Below are 21,719 nucleotides of genomic sequence, written 5' to 3'. Positions count from 1 at the left end.
TAAATCTAGAAAGCCAAAATTATATAATTTTTTTTGATGGCTCCTTACTCGAACCGGGCTCATTCCTGCGAGTCTTCCAATCTTTTTTCTACTGAGTGTATCAATGTAGCCAAAGTCATCAGAGTAATAGATTAGCAATAATAAAACTAATCTATTAGCGAGGTTGATTTTGCTTGGAAAATTTGTGCCCGATATGATTTGAGGTGCTAGTTTGCAAAATGGTGAGCTTTTATCGATGTTGTTAACTCTATCGATAGGTGGCGTTACTTTATAATGATAACTGTGACTACCCTTTGGGGTCTTCCTATCCCTCCTTACCAGAAGTTCTCCACACTCAAGTTCCTCGATGGCTTTACTTAACGTGCTCTGGCTTAGCCCCAATGAAAGCCTTATTTCCTTAGTTGTGTTCTTTAGCTCAAAGGCGGAGGTGTTTGAGTATAGAAGCAGCTTAATCCAAACCATTTTAGCTTCAGGTGTTAAGGTTGTGACGTTGGAATTATTATCAAGACTTAGTAAGAAGTTTAGTATCAATTTGAGGCTGTTCATTAGATGAACCCAGTAATATAAGGGATTGGTAATAGGTATTAAATAGAGATCGAATACTACGTATTTTACATGGTATTTAAAGTGGTACTCGACAAATCTGGTGATGCTGTCACGTTAAAATTTCTTAAGTAAGTTAAGATGATGTGATATGAATAATTGAGGAATGAGTATGAATGGTAAAGATGACTTACAATCTTGGTTAACCAAATCTAAGACTCAAGAGCAGTGGGCTAAGGGATACTTGCTAAAAAAGGCCAAAGGGCTCTCTGGCGTATATGGGGTTGATGTTGCTAGAACGTGGTTAGAAGGAACGAGTGCGCAGGAGTTCCTTAAAGGTTTGAGTGTTAGTGATATATCCCATCGAGAACTATTGAGAAGTGCTCGAAGTGCATGGCGAACGAAAGTAGCAAGGAAGAAGGTAAAACCAAAGTCTGTATCTATATCAAACGAGACATACTCATTAGTAGAGTTAATGTCAAAAAAGCGTAATTCATCAATAAAAAACGTAGTTGAGAATCTATTGAATAGGTCGGAAAATGACGTGCACATGATTCAACAAGCGGAGTCGATTAAAGATAAGTTTGACAATATGAATCAAGAAATTGAGCGATTGGATAAACTTGTTGAAGAGTTAGAAACAAAACATGCAAAAGAAATTATTGTTAAAAATTCTGAGATTAACGAGCTACAGTTAGCAATAGAACAAATGAGGAATGAGAATCAATCGTTAGATACTGAAGAGCCGAAGGCTGTCGGTCAGTTTTAATTAGATTATAAAAGCGGTGGTTGTAGACTCTCAACTACCCGGCAGCTGATGGCCTACCCTTTTCTCTGTCCCACCTCACTACATCCACTAATAAAAATCCGGCGAAGGTCATGCGGTGAGAAGTGTTCAATACAGGATGGAAGGTTGCGCTTAATAAGCGCTTGTACCGCTGGCAGCTCTTGAGCTTATCTTGTATTAACTATCCGGAGTCCCCTAAAGCCGACTTCCATCATTTCACCATGTTCCGAACGTTCAATTCTCTCACTCCACCAACTCATCATCGGACGGCGAGGCTCAAGATAATCAGCCCTGTTATAAGCTTTTCTTATCTTATTTTCTTCTTCATGAGCAAGGGCAGTTTCAATAAGATCACGATTAAAACCTTCAACATTCAAAGTTGTACTAGCAAGAGAGCGTAAACCATGAGCCGTTGTTCTTCCTTCAAAGCCCATACGCTTTAGGGCCATATTAGCAGTTTGAGGGTTACTATGATCTTTTGGTTTTCTATCTGCTGGAAAAATGAATTCTCTATGTCCGGATATAGGCTTAATTTCTTCTAGAATCTCGATCATTTGATCCGTTAAGGGAACAAGGTGCTCTTTCTTCATCTTCATCGTATCAGAAGGAATAACCCATACCCTGTTTTCTAGATCGACTTCTGACCATCGAGCACGTGCAGCTTCACCGGGGCGAACCATAGTGTGCAGTTGCCACATAATTAAACAGCGAGTAACAGTCTTAGTATTGCTCCCCTTTATGGCATTCACGAGCTCAGGAAGCTCTTCAGGGGTAAGTGCAGGGTTATGAACAACCTTCTTATTAGGATAAAGCTTTGTAATGTCTGAGATTGGATTAAACTCAATTGCACCAGAAGCAACACCCAGCCGCATTATTTCATTCAGAATGATACATAGACGTTTTACTGTTTCAATCTTCCCTTCCCGAGCAATAGGATCAAGAAGGCTCTTCACCAGCATAGGCTTAATATCAGTTAATGGAAGAGGATCGAGTTTATTGGACAGATATTTAGCAAGCATCTGTTTGCGCTTAAGGTACGTGCTTTCTAGAGTGTTTTTCTTCTTCAGCTCAAGCCAACGTTCAGATTGTTTGGCAAAGGTATTTTCAATTGCTTCAAGTTCTTCTGTTTCTGCTGTGAGCTTATGTACTTTAGGATCGATACCATCAACAACCAGTGCTCTCGCTTCATCACGTTTTTTTCTTGCTTGAGCTAGGGTTACTTCAGGGTAACTACCAAAACTAATTTTAAAGCGTTTCTTAGTAATAGGAACAAGGTAGGTAAAAAACCAAGATTTACTACCGCTTGGCCGAATTCGCAGAGACAGACCATCTCCATCATTGAGCGAATATTCTTTTTCTTTCGACTTAGCTTGTTTTACTTGAGTATTGGTTAGTGGGATTACTTTCCTAGCCATAGTTCAGTTCCGCTCTACACTCAGGGTTACTTGGGGTTACATAGAGGGTTACATAAAAGGCTGGATTTCACAAGATGAGGGTAGACGTCCATGGACGGCATATTGACTGAATGCCTTGGTATATATAACAAAAAAGGACGCCCGTAGACGTCCTTCTTCTTAAATATGGTACCGGTAGGCGGACTTGAACCGCCACGCCCGAAGGCAACGGATTTTGAATCCGTCGTGTATACCAATTTCACCATACCGGCATCTCTAGGCTATCGCCCTTTGATGTTTGGCATTATACGTAAGCTTGCTTACCGTGCAAGAACAAAACGCTGATTATTCATTTGTTTGCTGTTTTTTTGGTCACAACGTGATGAATTTCAGCTACCGAGGGTTTCACAAGCCCTTTAGAATCGTTATTCTGTGGGCAGATTTGATGATTAATAAGTAGATAAAATGAAAACACAATCCCTTCCTCCTGCAGGTCTCTTTCGTCGGCTTGGCGCGTTGTTCTATGACAGTTTAGTCGTGTTGGCCTTAGTCATGATGGCAGGCGGTCTTATTGTCGCCATATTAGAAGCACTCGTTGCTGCTGGACTGCTATCTTATGGCTCTTACAGCGATGTAAGCGACCTATTGACTCGTCATCCTGTCTGGAGTCCGATTTATACCGCTTATCTCGCGCTTGTCTGGATCTATTTCTTTGTTTATTTCTGGACGAAAGCAGGGCAAACATTAGGAATGAGAGCGTGGAAGTTGCAGGTTCAAAACTTACAAGGGGGTCGTATTACAGTGACTCAAGCACTCATTAGATTAGGGACCTCAGCATTTGGGCTGGCTAATCTTGCCGTTCCTCTTGATACGAAAAAACGCGGTTTTCAGGATATATGGGCCAAGACCCAAGTCGTCGTGTTACCCAAGGCTCAATAGATCATAAGTAACCAGTAGCCATACCTAATACGCACAAAAAAGGCTTACCTAACGGTAAGCCTTTTTCTTTAACGAATGCTAATGACTATGCTTTAAAAGCTTTAAACGCATTAATCAGACCGTTCGTTGAGCTATCGTGTGAATGAACATCGCTGTTGTCAGCAAGCTCAGGTAGAATTTGGTTCGCCAGTTGCTTACCTAATTCTACACCCCACTGATCGAAGCTGAAGATGTTCCAGATAACACCTTGAGTAAAGATTTTATGCTCGTACATGGCAATCAGGTTACCCAGAGTGCGCGGAGTAATTTGTTTAACAAGGATAGAGTTAGTTGGGCGGTTGCCCTCAAAGACTTTAAATGGAACCAAGTCTTTGACCTCTTCAGCGGTTTTACCCGCCGCAATGAATTCCGCTTCAACGGTTTCCTTAGACTTACCGAACGCCAACGCTTCTGTTTGAGCGAAGAAGTTAGACATCAATTTCTGGTGATGATCGCTTACTTTGTTGTGCGTAATCGCAGGTGCGATGAAATCACAAGGAATAAGCTTAGTCCCTTGGTGAATCAATTGATAGAACGCGTGCTGGCCATTGGTACCAGGTTCACCCCAGATAATAGGACCGGTTTGGTAATCGACTGCATCGCCATTACGGTCAGTAAATTTACCGTTCGATTCCATGTTACCTTGTTGGAAGTACGCAGCAAAACGGTGCATATATTGATCGTAAGGAAGAATCGCCTCAGACTCAGCGCCGTGGAAGTTGTTGTACCAAATACCGATAAGTGCCAGTAATACTGGAATGTTGCTTTCTAGCTCAGTTTCAGCAAAGTGATTATCCATCTCGTGAGCGCCAGCTAGAAGCTCAACAAAGTTGTCATATCCAACCGCTAGGATGATGGATAGGCCAATCGCAGACCATAGTGAGTAGCGACCGCCGACCCAATCCCAGAATTCAAACATGTTGTCAGTATCGATACCAAACTCTGATACTGATTTTGCGTTGGTAGAAAGTGCAGCAAAGTGTTTTGCAACATGCGCCTCATCAGAAGCCGTTGCCAAGAACCAGTCACGAGCGGAATGCGCGTTAGTCATGGTTTCTTGTGTCGTAAACGTTTTAGACGCCACCAAGAAAAGCGTGGTTTCTGGATCTACTTTCTTCAACGTTTCAGCGATATGCGTACCATCAACGTTAGACACAAAGTGCATGTTGAGATGGTTTGTGTATGGCGATAATGCTTCTGTCACCATGTATGGACCAAGATCTGAACCACCGATACCGATATTCACGATATCCGTGATCGCTTTACCTGTGTAGCCTTTCCAGTCGCCAGAGATAATACGCTCAGAGAAGCCTTTCATCTTCTCAAGTACTGCATTAACTGCAGGCATTACATCTTGCCCATTAACGATAATTGGTGTGTTGCTGCGATTACGTAGCGCAACATGAAGCACAGAGCGGCCTTCAGTCTGGTTAATGGTATCACCGGCAAACATCGCTTTGATGGCAGTGTTCAATTCAGTGTCTTTAGCTAAAGCAAACAGGTGCTTCATCGTTTCTTCGTTGATTAGGTTCTTAGAGTAATCAACAAGGATATCGGCACCAAAGTTTGTAGAAAACTTATTGAAGCGATCAGCATCATTGTCAAATAATGCTTTTAAATCCATGTCCTGCGCAGATTCAAAATGTGCGGTCAGTGCTTTCCAAGCTTCAGTTTGCGTTGGATTGATATTCTTCAACATAGTCTCGTTCCCAATATGACAGATGGATGTATCCAGTTTCCCCCCAAGGAAAAAGGAATTCCAGTTTAGCGAATAATAAAACGTGTAATTCTAAATACCGCTGAGCAAAACTGCACCGCTCAACGTTAAAAATCTTCTGTGCCGTTTCAAAGCAACGCTTTGATTTAGTAATAAACTTTCAGGCCGTATTATGTACTAGAGCGCTTGCGCGCTCCTTGAGTTAGGTCACGTAACGGTTCACAATATAAACAACTTCAGTATACACCTGACTTATCAATTCTCAATAATACACAGGACAGCCTATGTGGCAACAACAGACCTTACGTCTCAAAGCAAAATCTCGAGGCTTCCATCTCATTACTGATGAAATTAAACAACAGCTACCCCAAATACAGGACTACTCCGTAGGTTTGCTACATCTGTTCATTCAGCATACCTCAGCAAGTTTAAGCTTAAATGAAAATGCTGATCCAACTGTTCGAACCGACATGGAAAGCCATTTCAATCGTTTTGTCCCAGAGAACGCACCGTATTATCAACATACCGATGAAGGTAGCGACGATATGCCAGCACATATCAAAAGTGCATTGCTTGGCAGCAGTATCTCTATCCCAATTAGTGATGGGCGTTTAGCTTTAGGAACATGGCAAGGTATTTACTTAGGCGAGCACCGAAACTGTGGTGGTAACAGGCGAATCATCGCGACCTTACAAGGCCAGATTTAATATTGAATCAGAAATAATCCCTGCAAAGGCAGGGATTAAAAAAACAGATAGCATACTGATTGAACGGTTTTTTCAACCAGTTGGCTTACATTACTTAGCGGTGATATAACTCATTTCAACGCGAGATGTGAGCTTAGTAACCAGTTCGTAAGCGATAGTACCGATGTGTTTGGCTACTTCCTCGGAAGGTAAGACTTCTCCCCATAGCGTTGCCTCATCACCGACGAAGTCGGAGGCATCAGGCCCTAAATCGACCGTTAACATATCCATGGAGACACGCCCAGCAATAGGAACCTTGCGACCATTGACCCAAACAGGCGTGCCATTGGGTGCCATTCTAGGATAGCCATCACCGTATCCTATCGCGATCACACCCACCTTGGTGTCTCGCTGACTGGTCCAGTTAGCGCCATAACCGACACTTTCACCCTGCTTAACGTCACGAACCGCAATCAAATGCGACTTGAGTGTCATCACAGGCTTAAAGCCAAGCTCTTGGGCTGTTTTATCTCCAAATGGGGATACGCCATACATAATAATACCCGGCCGAACCCAATCAAGTTGGCTATCTTTCCAGGCCAGTAAACCGGCTGATGCGGCCATCGAGCGTTCGCCGTTGCAACCCTCTGTTAATGAAAGAAAGACATCCATTTGATGTTGAGTAATCGGTTGTTCAAGCTCATCGGCGCAGCCAAAGTGGCTCATATAACGAAGCGGCTTTGCCACGTTATCACACGCATGTAGTCGGGCCACAAAATTACTGTATTGCTCTTCTCGCACACCAAGTCGATGCATACCGCTGTCGACTTTTAGCCAAACCATCACGGGTGTTTCTAGCTCGGCCTGCTCTAAGGCTTCAAGCTGTTCATCACAGTGAACGACGGTTTGAATGTTGTTCGTCACCAGCACTGGCAGGTCACTAGGCGAATAAAATCCTTCTAGCAATAAGATAGGTTTCACTACCCCACTTGCTCGCAGTTGCAACGCTTCTTCAATTCGGGCGACACCAAAGGCGTCGGCGCCTTTCGCATGTTTCGCAACTTGCTTCAAGCCATGACCATAACCATTCGCTTTAACGACAGACATCACTTTGCTGCTTGGCGCTTGCTGTTTGATGCGCTCTAAGTTATGTACCAGCGCCGATAAATCAATGTGCGCTGTTGCCGCTTTCATATAACTCATAGTGTCGCTCTACTCTTCATCAAACGCAGGACCTGCGTAGTTATCAAAGCGAGAATATTGTCCTTGGAACGTCAAGCGAATAGAACCAATCGGTCCATTACGTTGTTTACCAAGAATAATTTCTGCAATCCCTTTTAGCGCACTATCTGGGTGGTACACCTCATCACGATAGATGAACATGATCAGATCGGCATCTTGCTCTATCGAGCCTGATTCACGCAAGTCGGAGTTCACCGGGCGTTTATCTGCTCGCTGCTCCAAGGAACGGTTTAGCTGAGATAGTGCGACAACCGGGACATTCAATTCTTTAGCTAGTGCTTTAAGAGAGCGAGAGATTTCTGCAATCTCTAGGGTACGGTTCTCAGATAATGAAGGCACACGCATTAATTGAAGGTAATCGATCATGATAAGACTTAAGCCGCCATTCTCACGCGCAATACGTCTCGCTCGCGAGCGAACTTCTGTTGGCGTCAGGCCTGAGCTATCATCGATAAACATGTTTTTCTTTTCCATGAGGATTCCCATGGATGTTGAGATCTTGGCCCAATCTTCATCATCAAGCTGTCCAGTACGAATCTTGGTCTGATCAACGCGAGAGAGCGAGGCCAACATACGCATCATGATTTGTTCGGCGGGCATCTCTAGGGAGAAAATAAGCACAGGCTTATCTTGCGACATCGCCGCATTTTCACACAAGTTCATCGCGAATGTTGTTTTACCCATCGATGGACGTGCAGCAACAATAATGAGATCAGAGCCTTGTAGGCCTGCGGTTTTTTTATTGAGATCGTCGTAACCTGTATTAACCCCAGTGACACCATCTTGCGGGGTTTTGTACAAGATCTCGATACGCTCTAATGTCTTCTCGAGAATGTTATCGACGTTTTGCGGGCCTTCGTTCTCGTTTGTTCTGTCTTCAGCGATCGCAAAGACTTTACTTTCTGCTAAGTCGAGTAAGTCTTCTGAGCTACGCCCTTGCGGGTCATAACCTGCATCAGCAATCTCATTTGCCACGCCAATAAGATTTCGAACGAGCGCACGCTCTGCCACGATATCGGCATACGCATTGATGTTCGCTGCACTCGGCGTATTTTTAGCCAAATCAGCAAGGTAAGCAAAACCGCCAACATCTTCAAGTTGCTCACGCACCTCTAAGAATTCAGAAAGCGTAATCAAGTCTAGTGGTTGCGTTTCTTCTAACAGCGCCTTGATACCATCAAAAATCAAGCGGTGAGGTCGGCTATAAAAATCTTTGCTCACCACACGCTCAGACACCGTGTCCCAGCGTTCGTTATCTAATAACAAACCGCCCAGCACTGATTGCTCTGCTTCCAATGAATGAGGAGGAAGCTTAAGCGCCTCCACCTGAGCATCTTTACCATTCTGATTTCGGATATCCGCCATGACTTTACTCAACAACACACTAAGACCGGTCATTATACGCGAAATAAGAAATGGCTAAAGTAAAGAAACCACTACCAAGGGCGAGAATATCGAATCAATATTTGACCTGTCGCTGACGATGCCTGAATATACGACACTTATAATCCCAGCCCATTTTCATAGTCGTGAGGTTTCTGTGTCGAAGAATTTGCTAATTAGCTTAGTATTGCTTGCTTCGCCAGTAATCTATGCTGAAGAATTCGCGCCACCGAGCGATACGGAAGAAGCGCCTCCTTCACCATTGAAGTCTGAGGTCGAGTTCGGCTATCAATCACACTCTGGCAATACCAATTCGCAATCCTTGAATGCTCGCGTCGCCGCGGAATATACCGAGGGCCGCCATCGTACGAGCGGCGAATGGAAATATTATCAACTTTACAAGGATGGGGATGAAGACAAGAATCAGCAAAACTATATGCTGCAGTCGGATTATAAACTCAATCAACGTACCTACTTGTATGGTAACTACAATGGTTTTACGTCTCTATATAGTTCTTATTATGAAGACCATACGGTGTCAGGCGGTTTGGGTTACCAGTTAACCAATACGGAAAAACTGTTATTAGAAGCGGAAGTGGGTCCCGGTTATCGTTACCAAGAGCCAAACCTTGAAGAGATTGGTGATAAGGACATCGTCTTTCCAAATGTGGTTCGCGAGCCCATTATTCGTGCCAATATGAATCTTTTCTGGAAACCGTTAAAGAACCTTTCCGTGGGCAGTAAGCTTACGATTACAGCGGGTAAAAGTAATACTCGTTTTGATACTGAATTGAATGTCACCAATGATATCACTGAAACCATCGCCTTAAAGGTCGCTTATAACAGCCAATACCATGATCAGGTGCCTGGAGATTTAAGTAAGCGAGATTCAATAATGACGATTAACCTCTTATTTAGCTTTTAATCCGTCTCTCAATCCGCTTTTTATTTCAGACATAAAAAAACACCAGCCGAGGCTGGTGTTTTTATTGGTATCTTTTACTGAAATTACTCAGCAGCAACAACTTGAAGTTTCAATGTTGCGAAAACTTCAGAGTGAAGTTGTACGCTAACTTCGAATTCACCAGTGTTACGTAGTGCGCCTTCAGGAAGACGAACTTCGCTTTTAGCGATAGCAACGCCAGCAGCTGTAGCAGCGTCAGCGATGTCACGAGTACCGATAGAACCGAATAGTTTGCCTTCGTCACCAGCTTTAGAAGCGATAACAACAGCTTCTAGAGCGTTAACTGTTTCAGCACGAGCTTCAGCAGCAGTAAGTTGCTCAGCAACTTTAGCTTCTAGTTCAGCACGACGAGCTTCAAACATCTCAACGTTATTAGTCGTTGCCATAACAGCCTTACCTTGTGGGATAAGGAAGTTACGAGCGTAACCAGATTTAACGTTAACAGTATCGCCAAGACCACCTAGGTTACCGATTTTATCAAGTAGAATAACTTGCATTGTTTAATCCTCTATCTAAATAAACGGTGCCGATTACTGATGCTTATCAGTGTACGGCAGTAGAGCTAGGTAGCGTGAACGCTTGATAGCGCGAGCTAGTTGACGCTGATATTTAGCACTTGTACCAGTGATACGGCTAGGTACAATTTTACCAGCTTCAGTGATGTAGTTTTTAAGAGTTGCTACGTCTTTGTAGTCAATCTCTTGTACGCCTTCTGCAGTGAAACGGCAGAATTTACGACGACGGAAGAAACGAGCCATGGGCTATCTCCTGATCTTAAATTAAGTCTATTGTCGGTAAGTTACATAACGGTCCAGCTTTTCAGATGGTGGTAAGAACACGTTCTTACCATTGTTATATCACTACCTTGTACCAAATGTTGAGTCTCTTTGATGACCAACCTAAGCCTTAAAGACTGAGGTAACGGTCAAGCAATGAATTACTCAGCAGCTGCTTCTGGCTTAGCTTCGCTGCGCTCTTCACGACGAGGAGCACGCTCTGCACGTTCTTCTTTCTGCTTAAGCATGATAGAAGGCTCAGTAACAGCAGCTTTAGTACGCATAACCATGTTACGTAGAACTGCATCGTTAAAACGGAAAGCAGTTTCTAGTTCATCAACAGTTTCTTGAGGCGCTTCAACGTTCATAAGAACATAGTGCGCTTTGTGAAGCTTGTTGATTGGGTAAGCCAGTTGACGACGACCCCAATCTTCTAGACGGTGTACAGTACCGCCAGCTTCAGTGATAGAACCAGTGTAACGCTCGATCATGCCAGCAACTTGCTCGCTTTGATCAGGGTGCACCATGAATACGATTTCGTAATGACGCATAGGTTGCTCCTTACGGATTATTAGCTTCCACGAGTGGCTCGGTCGTCCAGAGGAAGCAAGGAACTAATAAATAAGACCGAGAATTAAGGACCGCGAATGTTATAGAAAGAACGGAAAATAAGCAAGGGATTTTGCACACCATTCACGCATTTGAATCTTGCCTTTATTCATCAGCATAAATCTTTACGCTTAGCTGGCCAGCAACATCGATTGATGCTCGATACATGCCCGAGCTATTCATCGCAAAATGAATCTCCCCTTTGCTGTCGATTGCAATCAAACCGCCTTCGCCACCCATGGCTTTAAGCTCTCCCTGAATCACAGACTCACACGCGCTATGTACATCCTGCTTTAGGTAGCGCATTCTCGCTGCAACATCACTCGCGACCGTTTTTCGAATGAAATACTCCCCCATCCCTGTCGTGGACACCGCGACATTCCCATTCTCAGCAAACGTGCCCGCGCCAATGATTGCGGTATCGCCTACACGGCCATATTTTTTATTTGTCACGCCGCCAGTACTCGTTGCAGCCGCGAGGTTACCCTGTTTATCAAGCGCCACCGCGCCAACCGTGCCGTATTTCTTATCATCCGGATACTTGGGTTGAGCGTCAGGAAATGACGATTCTGATAACGCAAACAAGCCTTTTTCTTTCATCGATTGAAGCTGTTCATAGCGGCGGTCGGTATAGAAATAGTCTTGTTCGGTGTATTCAAACTGGCGTTCAAAGGCAAAGGTTTCGGCGCCGCTACCAATAAGCATGACGTGCTCACTGTTTTGCATAACCTCGCGGGCAAGCATGATCGGGTTCTTGATATGTTGTATACCTGCCACCGCTCCTGCATCCATCTCGCGCCCATGCATCACTGAGGCATCCATCTCGACCATTTCGGTGTGTGTCAGCACCGAGCCTTTACCTGCATTAAAATGGGGAGAGTCTTCTAATACCTTCACAGCCTCAACAACCGCGTCAAGTGCATCACCACCTTGCGCTAGAAGACGCTCACCCGCCTTGACCGACTGCGACAGTGTCTCAAGAATATCTTGTTTTAATTGAGGCGACATTTGCTCTGGCAAGATGGTGCCCGCTCCGCCATGAATCGCGATAGAAAAAGACATCGTCATCCTTTGATTCCTCTAAGCTCTGTCCAAATAAAAACCATAAAAACACAAAGGCCTCCCATTTGGGAGGCCTTTGATGTCATTGATATTAAAAAGTGCACTTACAAGAAGTGATACTTTCTAAAAATTCGATGAATTAGTGAGAGCCACAACCGCCGCCACCGCAGCAGCCTTCTTTCTTCTCAGCTTTCTCACCATGGTCGTGATCGCCACCACCACAACAACCACCTTCATGATCATGGTCGTGATCGTGACCACAGCCACCTTCTTGATGAATATGACCGTGCTCAGCTTCTTCCGCTGTTGCTTCACGCATTGCCACAACTTCAACATCAAACGTGAGTGTCTGACCTGCGAGCATATGGTTTCCGTCAACCACGACTTCGTCGCCATCAACTTCCGTGATTTCAACTGGGATAGGACCCTGGTCTGTGTCCGCTAGAAAGCGCATACCGACTTCAATCACGTCAACACCTTGGAATACATCTGCTGGAACACGCTGTACTAGTGCATCATTGTACTCGCCGTACGCTTCTTCAGACGCAACAACAGAAGTGAATTTGCTACCGACTTCCTTGCCTTCTAGCTCTTTTTCCAAACCTACGATCAGGTTGTTGTGACCGTGAAGGTAATCAAGCGGGGCTTCAACTGTTGATTGATCAACAACAACACCGTCTTCAGTTTTTACTTGGTATGCGACGCTAACGACTACGTTCTTAGCAATTTTCATGTGAACTCCAAAGGATTGGCACTTGAGGCGATGCCTCACAAAATAATCACCGCTTGTGCGGCTTATGTGCACATTATGGGGACGAAATTTAGAAACTCAATCACTCAGGCTTAAAAATGCCAATTAATGCCTCTTCGCCTCGTTCACTTTTTTCGACCGATTGTGGGGTGCGTTGCTCTAAAAATTCACACTCAACACACTCAACCCACTCAACATTATTTTCTATCCACCAGCGCAGGCTGTCTTGAGTGGAACACTTAGGGCAACTTGCGCCCGCGATAAATCTTTTTTTAATACGCGTCATTTTGCTTCCTAACTGGGGTTAATCCCAAAAATTTCTTGATTGGCGATCATTTTCCATTTCTCTGCCAAAAATTTCTTCTAATTCTTTACGTGCTTCTTTCGAACGCTGCGCCAATTGAGCGTCTTCATTATGTTGAGGCAACAGCTCTTTCAGCATCGCGTTATCTAGCTTTTTAAAATGTGCTTCGGCGCGCTTGGCCTCGTACGGATGAAAACCCAGTTCGATCAAGGTTTGTCGCCCCAGATCTAGCGCACCCAAGAAGGTTTCTCGTGAGTACTTACTCACACCATGATTCATAAGCTGATACGCCTCAACACGGCTTCGAGCACGAGCCAATACCTTGAGTTTTGGGAAGTGCGTATGACAAATATCCACCACGTTCATGATCTCTTCTGGTGAATCCGTACAGACCACAATGGCCTCTGCTTTATCCGCTCCCGCGGCGCGCAATAAATCGAGTTGCGTCGCATCGCCGTAAAACACTTTATAGCCATATTTTCGGAGTAAATGTATCTGGCTCGCATCACTCTCAAGCACCGTAATTCTCACCTTATTGGCGTACATCAAACGACCAACAATTTGCCCAAAACGACCAAATCCAGCGATGATAACTTTGGGCTCTCGATCATGAACATCGCTTTCCAGCGAGGCTTCCTCGGTATTGTTGAGTGACATTTCGAACCATTTTTTCTGCCCCATCAAAAGCAATGGTGTCGTCACCATCGACAAACTGACAACCACTAGCAGAAAAGCCGACTCTTCAATCGATAACAACCCTTGCGCACTGGCCGCCGTGAAAATGACAAACGCAAACTCCCCCCCTTGACTCAAGATCGCCGCCATTTTACTTCGTGCTTTGGGTCTAATACCAAACAGTCGCGCCAAAACGTACAGCAATAAGCCTTTGATCACGACAAGTGCAGCGACCGCCATCAATACTTTTAGTGGCTCCGAAACCAATAATCCCAGATTGACCGCCATGCCAACGGCGATGAAAAACAGCCCAAGCAGCAGCCCTTTGAATGGCTCAATCGCCACCTCTAGCTCATGACGATACTCACTCTCCGCCAACAACACACCAGCCAGAAACGTACCCAACGCCATCGACAACCCAAGCTTTTGCATGAACACGGCAATCCCCACCACCAGCAACAACGCCGTGACAGTAAATAGTTCTCGAACCCCGCTCATAAGGACGTAGCGAAATAACGGACGAATCAAGAAGTGACCGCCAACGAGTAAACCCACGATACCAGCAAACATCCAAGCAATATCGGCCCAATTCCCTGATGTGTTGCCCGCTAACAGCGGTAACAACGCCAGCATTGGAATCACCGCGATATCTTGAAACAACAACACCGCAAAACCAGATTGCCCCGTTTCCCCCCCTTCTAGCCCTTGTTCTTCAATCACCTTCAGAGCAATCGCCGTCGACGATAACGCCAACCCCATACCGATCGCTAAACTGGTTTGCCAACTAAGACCAAATAAAGATGCAATCCCCGATAGCACCATGGTGGTCACCACCACCTGTGCCCCTCCGAGCCCCAAAATAGGAACACGCATTTGCCATAGCTTCTTGGGGTTTAGCTCTAAGCCGATCAAAAACAGCAGCAATACCACGCCAAACTCTGCAAAATGCAGGATTTCATCGACATCGCTGATAAGGCCAAGCCCCCAGGGGCCAATCGCAACACCAGCCAGTAAATAACCAAGTACCGACCCTAAACCGAGCCTTTGAGCAATCGGGACGGCAACAACAGCGGCAGAAAGAAAGATGACACTGTTTTGCAATAGATCACTGGTCATCGCCATTGCCACTCTCCTGCTTCAGGTTGCTGGGAAGGATGTATTCATCATCCAATGGATGCATCAGCCATTGCCGATAATGCTCGGCATGCTGATAGCGTTCAATATCGTCAACACGTCGTGACCAATACAAAACAAGGGGCTCCACCCAATGCATCTTGCACAAGGCAGCGGAAAGTTCGAAAGGTTGCAGTATCTGCTCAAGCGGGTATTTGTTGTAGCCAGTTTGGCTGAACGCTTCTTCTTTGCCGCCAGCGGTAATAACGCTACGCCAATACTTGCCTTCTAATGCACAGTCATCGCCAAAAGCAAAGCCTTTGCCTAATACCCGATCAATCCATTCTTTTAATAACGAGGGACATGAATACATATAAAGCGGATGTTGAAAGACAATCACATCGTGCTCTAACAGCAGCTGATGCTCAGCATTTACATCAATAAAAAAATCAGGATAAAGCGCATAGATATCACGCAACGTGACATTATCGAGCGACTGAATTTTCTTGAGCATTACCTGATTGGCAACCGAGTTTTGTGGCTCTGGATGGGCATAGATAACCAGAACTTTAGGAGAGGGAACTGAACTTAATAATGCAGACGTCATGTCTTGAAATCGTTCCTTGTAGTACCTAGCAATAAGATAATTGTTATAACTTTGATCCATCATAACGTAAAACGGATAATGATCGACATTTATCCACTTTGCCCCTAGTATTCCAAAGTTCAAACTCACCGTTAGTTATAGCCTTATGATCACCTTTTCCGACATCCAATTGCTTCGAGGTGGAAAGCCTCTACTCGATCAAGCCTCTGCCACTATTCACCCTGGAGACAAAGTTGGTCTCGTGGGAAAAAATGGCTGCGGCAAATCTACATTATTTGCGTTACTTAAAGATGAACTGTCTATTGATGCGGGTACCTTCCATCAACCATCACATTGGGAACTCGCCTGGGTCGCCCAAGAAACCCCTGCGCTTGATCGCAGCGCAATTGAATATGTCATCGATGGTGATCGCGAGTTTCGAGGGTTAGAGCACGATCTTCTCAAGGCCGAGCAAGCAGACAACGGTAACCTTGTAGCAGAGCTGCATGGAAAAATAGAAGTGATTAACGGCTACAGCATTCGAGCCAGAGCGGCTGAATTACTTGACGGTTTAGGGTTTACCCAAGAACAGATGAGCTGGAGTTTGACCCAATTCTCAGGGGGCTGGCGTATGCGTCTTAACCTTGCCCAAGCCCTGTTGTGTCGCTCAGACCTATTATTACTCGATGAACCAACCAACCACTTAGATCTTGATGCTGTCATGTGGTTAGAGCGCTGGTTACAAAACTATCCGGGGACATTGATCCTGATCTCTCACGATCGCGACTTCCTTGATCCGATCGTCAGCCGAATTGTTCATGTCGAAAACCAAGCCCTCAACGAATACACCGGCAACTACTCCTCTTTTGAAGAACAACGCGCGCAGAAATTGATCTTGCAGCAAGCGATGTTTGAGAAACAAAAGAAACAGATGTCGCATATGCAAAGCTATATTGACCGCTTCCGCTACAAGGCCTCAAAAGCCCGCCAAGCGCAAAGCCGTATCAAAGCACTGGAGCGTATGGAGAAAGTGCTACCGGCTCAACTTGATAATCCGTTTAGCTTCGAATTCAGAGAGCCTGCCGCTTTGCCTAATCCAATCATGATGATGGATGACGTCTCAGCAGGCTACGACAACAATCTGATCCTAGAAAAAATTCGTCTCAACCTCGTTCCAGGTAGTCGCATTGGTTTACTGGGACGAAACGGTGCCGGTAAATCCACTCTCATCAAGTTACTCTCAGGTGAGCTAGCAGCAAAGGGCGGAGACTTCACTTACTCGCAGGGCGTAAAGATTGGCTACTTTGCACAGCATCAGCTTGAAACGCTCCATCCCGAAGAAACGCCACTGCAGCACATGATGCAGATTGCCCCTAATCAGACTGAGCAACAGATCCGTGATTACTTGGGCAGTTTTGGATTTCAGGGTGAAAAAGCACTGGATAAAGTGGCGCCGTTCTCAGGTGGTGAAAAGGCACGCTTGGTATTGGCGTTAGTGGTATGGCAAAAGCCAAACCTATTGCTACTCGATGAACCAACCAACCACCTTGATTTAGACATGCGTCAGGCCCTCACGTTTGCATTGCAAACCTTTGAAGGGGCGATGGTCATTGTCAGTCACGACCGCTACCTACTGCGTGCAACCACTGACGACCTTTATCTTGTTCATGACCGCCAGGTTGCCCCTTTTGATGGCGATCTAACGGACTACTACAAATGGCTAACAGAACAGCAAAAGCTTGAGCGTAAAGAAGCGCAAGCCAGCGAGCCGAGCAAAGCGTCGACAAACAGTGCGGCCGCAAAAAAAGAGCAAAAACGCAAAGAGGCTGAATTCAGAAAGCTGACAGCGCCAATACGCAAAACCATTGATAAACTCGAAAAGCAAATGGATAAGCTAAATACACTCCTCAGTGAAGCAGAAACACAATTATCTGATACCTCACTGTATGAAGCGGAAAACAAAGCTAAACTGACTAAAGTCCTTGCCCAACAATCAACGAGTAAATCGACACTCGAAGACGTAGAGATGGAGTGGATGGGGCTGCATGAAGAGCTAGAAAACATGGAACAGGAAATCAATGAATCATGAGTAATGAGCACGCGCCACTGACCCTCGAACACCTATGGCAATTCAGCCTGCAATACTATGGTGTGCGAGAAGTTAAAGAGGCGTGTCTTGCGATTCAGAACCACTATCATGGCAACGTAAACCTGCTGCTCGCGCTCAAATGGTTAGACGAGCAGCACTGTCATTTCTCTGCTGAAGATTGGCATTTAATACAGGGTTGCTTGGGACGCACTGAGCAGCTTCTCCACCATTTTCGCCACCTCAGGCGGCAGCTCAAAAACAACATCAACGACAGCCTGTACCGCGAGGCCCTAGAGTTTGAGCTTAGCCTAGAAAAGCAGCAGCAATCTGATCTGGTCGACTGCATCAATGCACGCCACATCACCACCAACACAGGGGCGCTGCTCGTCACTAAATACTGCCAGCAACTTGGTGCGGATCACCTTGGTTGTGTATTTGCCAAACCTTTCGCGACCTTCTTCCCCTCTCGCCAGTAATCGCTCCCTGGATAAGTCATACTCGTTTTAATTCTCGTACATTAGCGACTTATTCCTCACTCGGACAAGCAAGTAAACGACATTACCAAATAAACAAGACACACGATGCTGTCAGCATAGCCATGCTCGAATTAAAGCGCTTCCAAGCTATCGGTGTCGATAAGTAGCGGCGAATTATCGTGCCAAAGCCGATCCAAACAGAAGACGTTTGGACTTGAATCAATAAGAAGATCAAACAGATCGCCCCAAGTGAGAACCAATAACTCTCACCGGAAAGCGCAAATGAACTCACTGCAGTGATCGACATCAGCCATGCTTTAGGATTTAAATACTGAAATAAGACCGCTTGAAAGCATGTCATCGGTTTTGCTTGATCATCTTGCGACGAAGTGCTGATCCCAGCCGATAGTATCCGCCACGCTAAGTACAATAAATAACCGCTACCCAGCCATTTGAGTAACGTCTGAACCACAGGGTAATTGGTAAAGATCACCCCTAACCCTGCGCCATTAATCAGTATCAAACTGATCAAGCCAAGCCCGATACCCAGACAATGTGGCAACGTTTTAACATAGCCAAAATTGGCACCCGACGCCGTTAACATCACATTGTTAGGCCCTGGCGTACCTGTCATGACAATCGCAAACAAAGCGACTGACATTATAAACGACCATTCCATGCTGCTTCCTTAATCCAATAGCTTAAATTGTATCGATACAATTTGCCATTTTATGGTTGCATAAATGATAAATTGCCGACAAAATAACCATAACAATGGATTAAACTTGACGCAAAAGGTTTATTGTCACCATGACAATCTCAAGCATTCGTGTAACTAAACAAGATCCGATGCCGATCTATAAACAGATTGCCGATCAGATCAGCGATCAAATCAACAATGGCACACTCTCGAGCAATGAAAAGCTGCCCACCCATCGCTGGCTAGCCGATCAGCTCTCCGTCACCGTGGGTACCATTACTCGCGCTTACGCAGAGGTTGAGCGTCGCGGGCTTGTCGAAGCACGAGTTGGAGCGGGAACGTATGTCACCGACAATGAGAAGCCGAGCTGGTTGTTTGAAGAGCTCCCAGAACACTCAAACGAGTGCAACTTTAGCTACAACATTCCACCGCGGCTCGATCGCAGCGACATGCTCAAGCAGGCCATGCAGCGTATAGGACAATCTTCGCAGCACCTTAATCAACTGATGCTATACCAACCGCCAACTGGTTTGGATGCTCATCGCTCTATCGTGGCAAACTGGTTGAAAGAGCAAGGCATCCTTCTCGATGTCAACAAGCTGCTGTTTAGCTCGGGGGCTCAACACGCCATTCAGATGGTCCTTGATACCTTTACTCGTCCGGGTGATACGGTGTTGGTGGAGCAGTACACCTACCCCGGTGTCATCTCACTTGCAAGGCAAAATCAGCTCACATTAAAAGGGGTTGAAATGGACGATGAAGGGATCACACCGGAGTCGCTCGAGGTATGCTGCAAGCGCTATTCTCCGCGCTTTTTATACCTCACACCCACACTGCAAAATCCAACCACTGCTATCATGTCACCCGCAAGGCGCCAAGCTATCATCGCACTATGCCAAGCCAACAATGTCTATATCATTGAGGATGACATTAACGGCTTGTTACTCGACTCGCCCCCAGCACCACTTGTAAACTCGGCACCAGAAACCGTCATTTATATTGGCGCCTTTTCAAAATGCTTAGCACCAGGGCTTCGTGTCGGCTATCTCAGTGCGCCAGAAAAACTGTACCCACAGCTTGTTCTAACTCTACAAAACCACAGCTGGATGATCAGCCCTTTGCTGATTGCACTCACCTGTGAAATGCTGCTATCTGGCGATGCAGAGCGCAATATCACCGCCATTCATAATGAAATGAGTCAGCGACTGGCCATCACCAAGCGCGTTCTCGGTGCTTTTAACATGCGCTACCAAAACGGTGGTTTTCATGTGTGGTTAACCCTACCTGAGCAGTGGCGACTCAGTGAATTTGTTCAAAAATCGGCAGAATTAGGGGTCATTGTTAAGTCTGGGGAGTTGTTTGCCCCTCCGGGCGGAACGGTCATTCCTGCGGTTCGGCTTTCATTAAGCTCCCCCCAAACGATCGAACAGCTAGAGAGCGGCGTAGAAAAGCTCAATACACTATTATTATCAAACCCAATCAGTGAATTCACATTATGAACACACCGACACTACAACCTTTTATCGCCGCCAAGGGACTCGGTAACCCGCATATTCAAACCTTGATACCTCGATTCATCCGTCGTCGTTCCTTGTTTGACCCCGTGTGGGAAACGCTTGAGACCCCCGATGATGACTTTGTTGAACTGGCATGGAGTGAAGATCCCCACAGTGATAAGGCAAAGCATAAACCGGTCTTTGTCCTCTTTCATGGACTAGAAGGCTGCTTTAATAGCCCGTATGCCAATGGGTTGATGCACGCCTTCGCAAAACAAGGCTGGCTCGCGGTTATGATGCACTTTAGAGGGTGTGGTCCCAATCTAAACCGTCTGGCTCGGGCCTATCATTCTGGTGAAATCGGGGATGCAAGACACTTCATTGAGCTTTTGGATCATCGCTACCCAAATGCCAAAAAGGTAGCCGTAGGCATATCCCTTGGGGGCAATATGTTGACTAACTATCTCGCCCATTATAAGACGGATACTAAGCTCGATAGTGCGACGATTGTTTCTGCCCCTTTAGACCTCGCAGCGTGCTCTAGCCGTATTGAACAAGGTTTTTCCAAACTATATCGACGCTACCTACTCTCTTCGATGAAGAAAAATGCATTATTAAAAACTCACCTACTCAGCGAGGCATTAGGGTTAACCGCCGCTCGAATAAAAGAAATGAAAAGGCTTTATGAATTTGATGATTTAATTACCGCGCCACTTCACGGCTTTAAGGACGCTGATGACTATTACCAACGATGTTCTGCACTACCACGCTTGAACGATATCGTCATCCCTACGCAGTTTATCCACGCTAAAGACGACCCATTTATGAATCATGAGGTGATTCCTGATTATGAGCTGACCCCTCATCTAAGCTATCGTTTACTCGAACAAGGTGGGCACGTCGGCTTTTTATCTGGAAGCTGGCGCAAACCCGTTTTCTGGCTTGAAGAAGTATTGCCAAGTTATTATCGACACCTTGCTGAATAACTCCTGTCGGGCTCATCTCTGATATACTCTCACCATCATAGAAGAGAGAGGTATTTATGATTATCCCATGGCAGCAGATCGCATCGGAAACACTCGATAATTTGATTCAAGAATTTGTATTGCGTGAAGGCACCGATTACGGTGAAAGCGAATACACTCTAGCCGATAAACTTGCACATGTACGAAGCCAACTAGAATCGGGAGAAGCCGTCATTGTCTTTTCTGAATTACACGAAACGGTCGACATCAAGATGCGTAACTCGTTGTAAATATCTCGCCTTTGGCTATGAGGTGCTATAGTAAGCCTCTGCTTATCAGTAAATAGTTGATGGTAGCTATACGTTTACCGTTAACTACATATTTACCGTTAACGATACGTTTGCCGTCAATTATAGATTGAAT

General features: G+C 45.4%; 23 protein-coding genes and 1 tRNA gene. 9 read left to right on the top strand and 15 right to left on the bottom strand.

Features of this window, described 5'->3' with window-relative positions; all coding sequences use genetic code 11:
• Positions 1 to 546: LysR family transcriptional regulator (locus tag AB4405_RS04375; protein WP_372059790.1), on the bottom strand; the 546-nt coding region annotated here is incomplete at its 3' end.
• A 169-nt stretch (positions 547 to 715) separates the two neighbouring features.
• On the opposite strand from AB4405_RS04375, the gene AB4405_RS04370 reads away from it, so the two are divergent.
• The gene (locus AB4405_RS04370) at positions 716 to 1,312 is read left to right on the top strand and encodes a hypothetical protein (RefSeq protein ID WP_372059789.1); all 597 of its coding nucleotides are present in this window, start codon (positions 716 to 718) and stop codon (positions 1,310 to 1,312) included.
• A 185-nt stretch (positions 1,313 to 1,497) separates the two neighbouring features.
• On the opposite strand, the gene AB4405_RS04365 is transcribed toward AB4405_RS04370, so the two are convergent.
• Positions 1,498 to 2,745, bottom strand: coding sequence for a tyrosine-type recombinase/integrase (locus AB4405_RS04365; RefSeq protein ID WP_248639046.1), 1,248 nt, complete (start codon positions 2,743 to 2,745; stop codon positions 1,498 to 1,500).
• Positions 2,746 to 2,911: 166 nt separating this feature from the next.
• Positions 2,912 to 2,996, bottom strand: a tRNA-Leu gene (locus tag AB4405_RS04360).
• Between the two features lie 193 nt (positions 2,997 to 3,189).
• Here AB4405_RS04360 and AB4405_RS04355 point away from each other — a divergent pair.
• Positions 3,190 to 3,663 (top strand): RDD family protein, encoded by a 474-nt coding sequence (locus AB4405_RS04355; protein ID WP_102469749.1) that lies wholly within the window; start codon positions 3,190 to 3,192, stop codon positions 3,661 to 3,663.
• Positions 3,664 to 3,748: 85 nt separating this feature from the next.
• Here the strand turns inward: AB4405_RS04355 and pgi are convergent, their stop codons facing one another.
• Positions 3,749 to 5,401: a glucose-6-phosphate isomerase gene (gene pgi / locus AB4405_RS04350; protein WP_372059788.1), complete on the bottom strand. Its 1,653-nt coding sequence runs from the start codon at positions 5,399 to 5,401 to the stop codon at positions 3,749 to 3,751.
• 302 nt (positions 5,402 to 5,703) lie between these two features.
• Here pgi and AB4405_RS04345 point away from each other — a divergent pair, with 302 nt between their 5' ends.
• A complete protein-coding gene (locus AB4405_RS04345; RefSeq protein ID WP_102469747.1) occupies positions 5,704 to 6,126 on the top strand; it encodes a secondary thiamine-phosphate synthase enzyme YjbQ in 423 nt (140 codons plus the stop codon).
• A gap of 90 nt (positions 6,127 to 6,216) precedes the next feature.
• On the opposite strand, the gene alr is transcribed toward AB4405_RS04345, so the two are convergent.
• A complete protein-coding gene (gene alr, locus AB4405_RS04340; RefSeq protein WP_198593071.1) occupies positions 6,217 to 7,299 on the bottom strand; it encodes an alanine racemase in 1,083 nt (360 codons plus the stop codon).
• A gap of 18 nt (positions 7,300 to 7,317) precedes the next feature.
• On the bottom strand, positions 7,318 to 8,712 hold the full coding sequence (locus AB4405_RS04335; RefSeq protein ID WP_102469745.1) for a replicative DNA helicase: 1,395 nt from the start codon (positions 8,710 to 8,712) through the stop codon (positions 7,318 to 7,320).
• Positions 8,713 to 8,887: 175 nt separating this feature from the next.
• On the opposite strand from AB4405_RS04335, the gene AB4405_RS04330 reads away from it, so the two are divergent.
• Positions 8,888 to 9,655 carry a YdiY family protein gene (locus tag AB4405_RS04330; RefSeq protein WP_372059786.1) on the top strand — a complete coding sequence of 256 codons (768 nt, stop codon included), beginning with the start codon at positions 8,888 to 8,890 and terminating at the stop codon, positions 9,653 to 9,655.
• 83 nt (positions 9,656 to 9,738) lie between these two features.
• Here AB4405_RS04330 and rplI read toward each other — a convergent pair whose 3' ends face one another.
• The 8 genes from rplI to kefG form a co-directional block, all read right to left on the bottom strand.
• The gene (gene rplI, locus AB4405_RS04325) at positions 9,739 to 10,191 is read right to left on the bottom strand and encodes a 50S ribosomal protein L9 (protein ID WP_372059785.1); all 453 of its coding nucleotides are present in this window, start codon (positions 10,189 to 10,191) and stop codon (positions 9,739 to 9,741) included.
• 33 nt (positions 10,192 to 10,224) lie between these two features.
• Complete coding sequence (gene rpsR, locus AB4405_RS04320) at positions 10,225 to 10,452, bottom strand: 30S ribosomal protein S18 (protein WP_000090472.1); 228 nt, start codon at positions 10,450 to 10,452, stop codon at positions 10,225 to 10,227.
• A gap of 179 nt (positions 10,453 to 10,631) precedes the next feature.
• The gene (gene rpsF / locus AB4405_RS04315) at positions 10,632 to 11,021 is read right to left on the bottom strand and encodes a 30S ribosomal protein S6 (RefSeq protein ID WP_102469742.1); all 390 of its coding nucleotides are present in this window, start codon (positions 11,019 to 11,021) and stop codon (positions 10,632 to 10,634) included.
• 163 nt (positions 11,022 to 11,184) lie between these two features.
• Positions 11,185 to 12,147, bottom strand: coding sequence for an isoaspartyl peptidase/L-asparaginase family protein (locus AB4405_RS04310; RefSeq protein WP_102469741.1), 963 nt, complete (start codon positions 12,145 to 12,147; stop codon positions 11,185 to 11,187).
• A 133-nt stretch (positions 12,148 to 12,280) separates the two neighbouring features.
• On the bottom strand, positions 12,281 to 12,874 hold the full coding sequence (slyD, locus tag AB4405_RS04305; RefSeq protein ID WP_102469740.1) for a peptidylprolyl isomerase: 594 nt from the start codon (positions 12,872 to 12,874) through the stop codon (positions 12,281 to 12,283).
• 100 nt (positions 12,875 to 12,974) lie between these two features.
• Positions 12,975 to 13,178 carry a YheV family putative zinc ribbon protein gene (locus AB4405_RS04300; RefSeq protein WP_102469739.1) on the bottom strand — a complete coding sequence of 68 codons (204 nt, stop codon included), beginning with the start codon at positions 13,176 to 13,178 and terminating at the stop codon, positions 12,975 to 12,977.
• An 18-nt stretch (positions 13,179 to 13,196) separates the two neighbouring features.
• Positions 13,197 to 14,993 carry a glutathione-regulated potassium-efflux system protein KefB gene (gene kefB, locus AB4405_RS04295; protein ID WP_102469738.1) on the bottom strand — a complete coding sequence of 599 codons (1,797 nt, stop codon included), beginning with the start codon at positions 14,991 to 14,993 and terminating at the stop codon, positions 13,197 to 13,199.
• Positions 14,977 to 15,591, bottom strand: coding sequence for a glutathione-regulated potassium-efflux system ancillary protein KefG (kefG, locus tag AB4405_RS04290; RefSeq protein ID WP_372059784.1), 615 nt, complete (start codon positions 15,589 to 15,591; stop codon positions 14,977 to 14,979). The genes kefB and kefG overlap by 17 nt, the downstream gene beginning before the upstream one ends.
• A gap of 145 nt (positions 15,592 to 15,736) precedes the next feature.
• On the opposite strand from kefG, the gene AB4405_RS04285 reads away from it, so the two are divergent.
• Positions 15,737 to 17,659, top strand: a complete 1,923-nt coding sequence (locus AB4405_RS04285) for an ABC transporter ATP-binding protein (RefSeq protein ID WP_102469736.1) — start codon at positions 15,737 to 15,739, stop codon at positions 17,657 to 17,659.
• Positions 17,656 to 18,135, top strand: a complete 480-nt coding sequence (locus tag AB4405_RS04280) for a TIGR02444 family protein (protein WP_372059783.1) — start codon at positions 17,656 to 17,658, stop codon at positions 18,133 to 18,135. The genes AB4405_RS04285 and AB4405_RS04280 overlap by 4 nt, the downstream gene beginning before the upstream one ends.
• 82 nt (positions 18,136 to 18,217) lie before the next feature.
• Here the strand turns inward: AB4405_RS04280 and AB4405_RS04275 are convergent, their stop codons facing one another.
• Positions 18,218 to 18,814, bottom strand: coding sequence for a LysE family translocator (locus AB4405_RS04275; RefSeq protein ID WP_372059782.1), 597 nt, complete (start codon positions 18,812 to 18,814; stop codon positions 18,218 to 18,220).
• A gap of 131 nt (positions 18,815 to 18,945) precedes the next feature.
• Between AB4405_RS04275 and AB4405_RS04270 the strand changes: the two genes are divergently transcribed.
• The 3 genes from AB4405_RS04270 to AB4405_RS04260 are packed head-to-tail and all read left to right on the top strand — an operon-like array spanning position 18,946 to position 21,586.
• A complete protein-coding gene (locus AB4405_RS04270) occupies positions 18,946 to 20,334 on the top strand; it encodes a PLP-dependent aminotransferase family protein (RefSeq protein WP_372059780.1) in 1,389 nt (462 codons plus the stop codon).
• Positions 20,331 to 21,317 (top strand): hydrolase, encoded by a 987-nt coding sequence (locus AB4405_RS04265; RefSeq protein ID WP_372059779.1) that lies wholly within the window; start codon positions 20,331 to 20,333, stop codon positions 21,315 to 21,317. Before AB4405_RS04270 ends, AB4405_RS04265 begins: the two co-directional genes overlap by 4 nt.
• Before the next feature lie 56 nt (positions 21,318 to 21,373).
• Entirely contained in the window at positions 21,374 to 21,586 is a 213-nt protein-coding gene (locus tag AB4405_RS04260; RefSeq protein WP_102469731.1) for a YheU family protein, read from the top strand.
• Positions 21,587 to 21,719: the final 133 nt, after the last annotated feature.

It is taken from the genome of Vibrio sp. 10N.261.51.F12 (genome assembly GCF_041471725.1).
Classification (GTDB): domain Bacteria; phylum Pseudomonadota; class Gammaproteobacteria; order Enterobacterales; family Vibrionaceae; genus Vibrio.
This window is presented reverse-complemented; position numbering and strand designations above follow the sequence as displayed.

Coding starts and splice junctions, on each gene's coding strand:
- AB4405_RS04370 (WP_372059789.1), top strand. CDS start 716: ATGAATGGTAAAGATGACTTACAATCTTGGTTAACCAAATCTAAGACT.
- AB4405_RS04365 (WP_248639046.1), bottom strand. CDS start 2,745: ATGGCTAGGAAAGTAATCCCACTAACCAATACTCAAGTAAAACAAGCT.
- AB4405_RS04355 (WP_102469749.1), top strand. CDS start 3,190: ATGAAAACACAATCCCTTCCTCCTGCAGGTCTCTTTCGTCGGCTTGGC.
- pgi (WP_372059788.1), bottom strand. CDS start 5,401: ATGTTGAAGAATATCAATCCAACGCAAACTGAAGCTTGGAAAGCACTG.
- AB4405_RS04345 (WP_102469747.1), top strand. CDS start 5,704: ATGTGGCAACAACAGACCTTACGTCTCAAAGCAAAATCTCGAGGCTTC.
- alr (WP_198593071.1), bottom strand. CDS start 7,299: ATGAAAGCGGCAACAGCGCACATTGATTTATCGGCGCTGGTACATAAC.
- AB4405_RS04335 (WP_102469745.1), bottom strand. CDS start 8,712: ATGGCGGATATCCGAAATCAGAATGGTAAAGATGCTCAGGTGGAGGCG.
- rplI (WP_372059785.1), bottom strand. CDS start 10,191: ATGCAAGTTATTCTACTTGATAAAATCGGTAACCTAGGTGGTCTTGGC.
- rpsR (WP_000090472.1), bottom strand. CDS start 10,452: ATGGCTCGTTTCTTCCGTCGTCGTAAATTCTGCCGTTTCACTGCAGAA.
- rpsF (WP_102469742.1), bottom strand. CDS start 11,021: ATGCGTCATTACGAAATCGTATTCATGGTGCACCCTGATCAAAGCGAG.
- AB4405_RS04310 (WP_102469741.1), bottom strand. CDS start 12,147: ATGACGATGTCTTTTTCTATCGCGATTCATGGCGGAGCGGGCACCATC.
- slyD (WP_102469740.1), bottom strand. CDS start 12,874: ATGAAAATTGCTAAGAACGTAGTCGTTAGCGTCGCATACCAAGTAAAA.
- AB4405_RS04300 (WP_102469739.1), bottom strand. CDS start 13,178: ATGACGCGTATTAAAAAAAGATTTATCGCGGGCGCAAGTTGCCCTAAG.
- kefB (WP_102469738.1), bottom strand. CDS start 14,993: ATGGCGATGACCAGTGATCTATTGCAAAACAGTGTCATCTTTCTTTCT.
- kefG (WP_372059784.1), bottom strand. CDS start 15,591: ATGACGTCTGCATTATTAAGTTCAGTTCCCTCTCCTAAAGTTCTGGTT.
- AB4405_RS04285 (WP_102469736.1), top strand. CDS start 15,737: ATGATCACCTTTTCCGACATCCAATTGCTTCGAGGTGGAAAGCCTCTA.
- AB4405_RS04280 (WP_372059783.1), top strand. CDS start 17,656: ATGAGTAATGAGCACGCGCCACTGACCCTCGAACACCTATGGCAATTC.
- AB4405_RS04275 (WP_372059782.1), bottom strand. CDS start 18,814: ATGGAATGGTCGTTTATAATGTCAGTCGCTTTGTTTGCGATTGTCATG.
- AB4405_RS04270 (WP_372059780.1), top strand. CDS start 18,946: ATGACAATCTCAAGCATTCGTGTAACTAAACAAGATCCGATGCCGATC.
- AB4405_RS04265 (WP_372059779.1), top strand. CDS start 20,331: ATGAACACACCGACACTACAACCTTTTATCGCCGCCAAGGGACTCGGT.
- AB4405_RS04260 (WP_102469731.1), top strand. CDS start 21,374: ATGATTATCCCATGGCAGCAGATCGCATCGGAAACACTCGATAATTTG.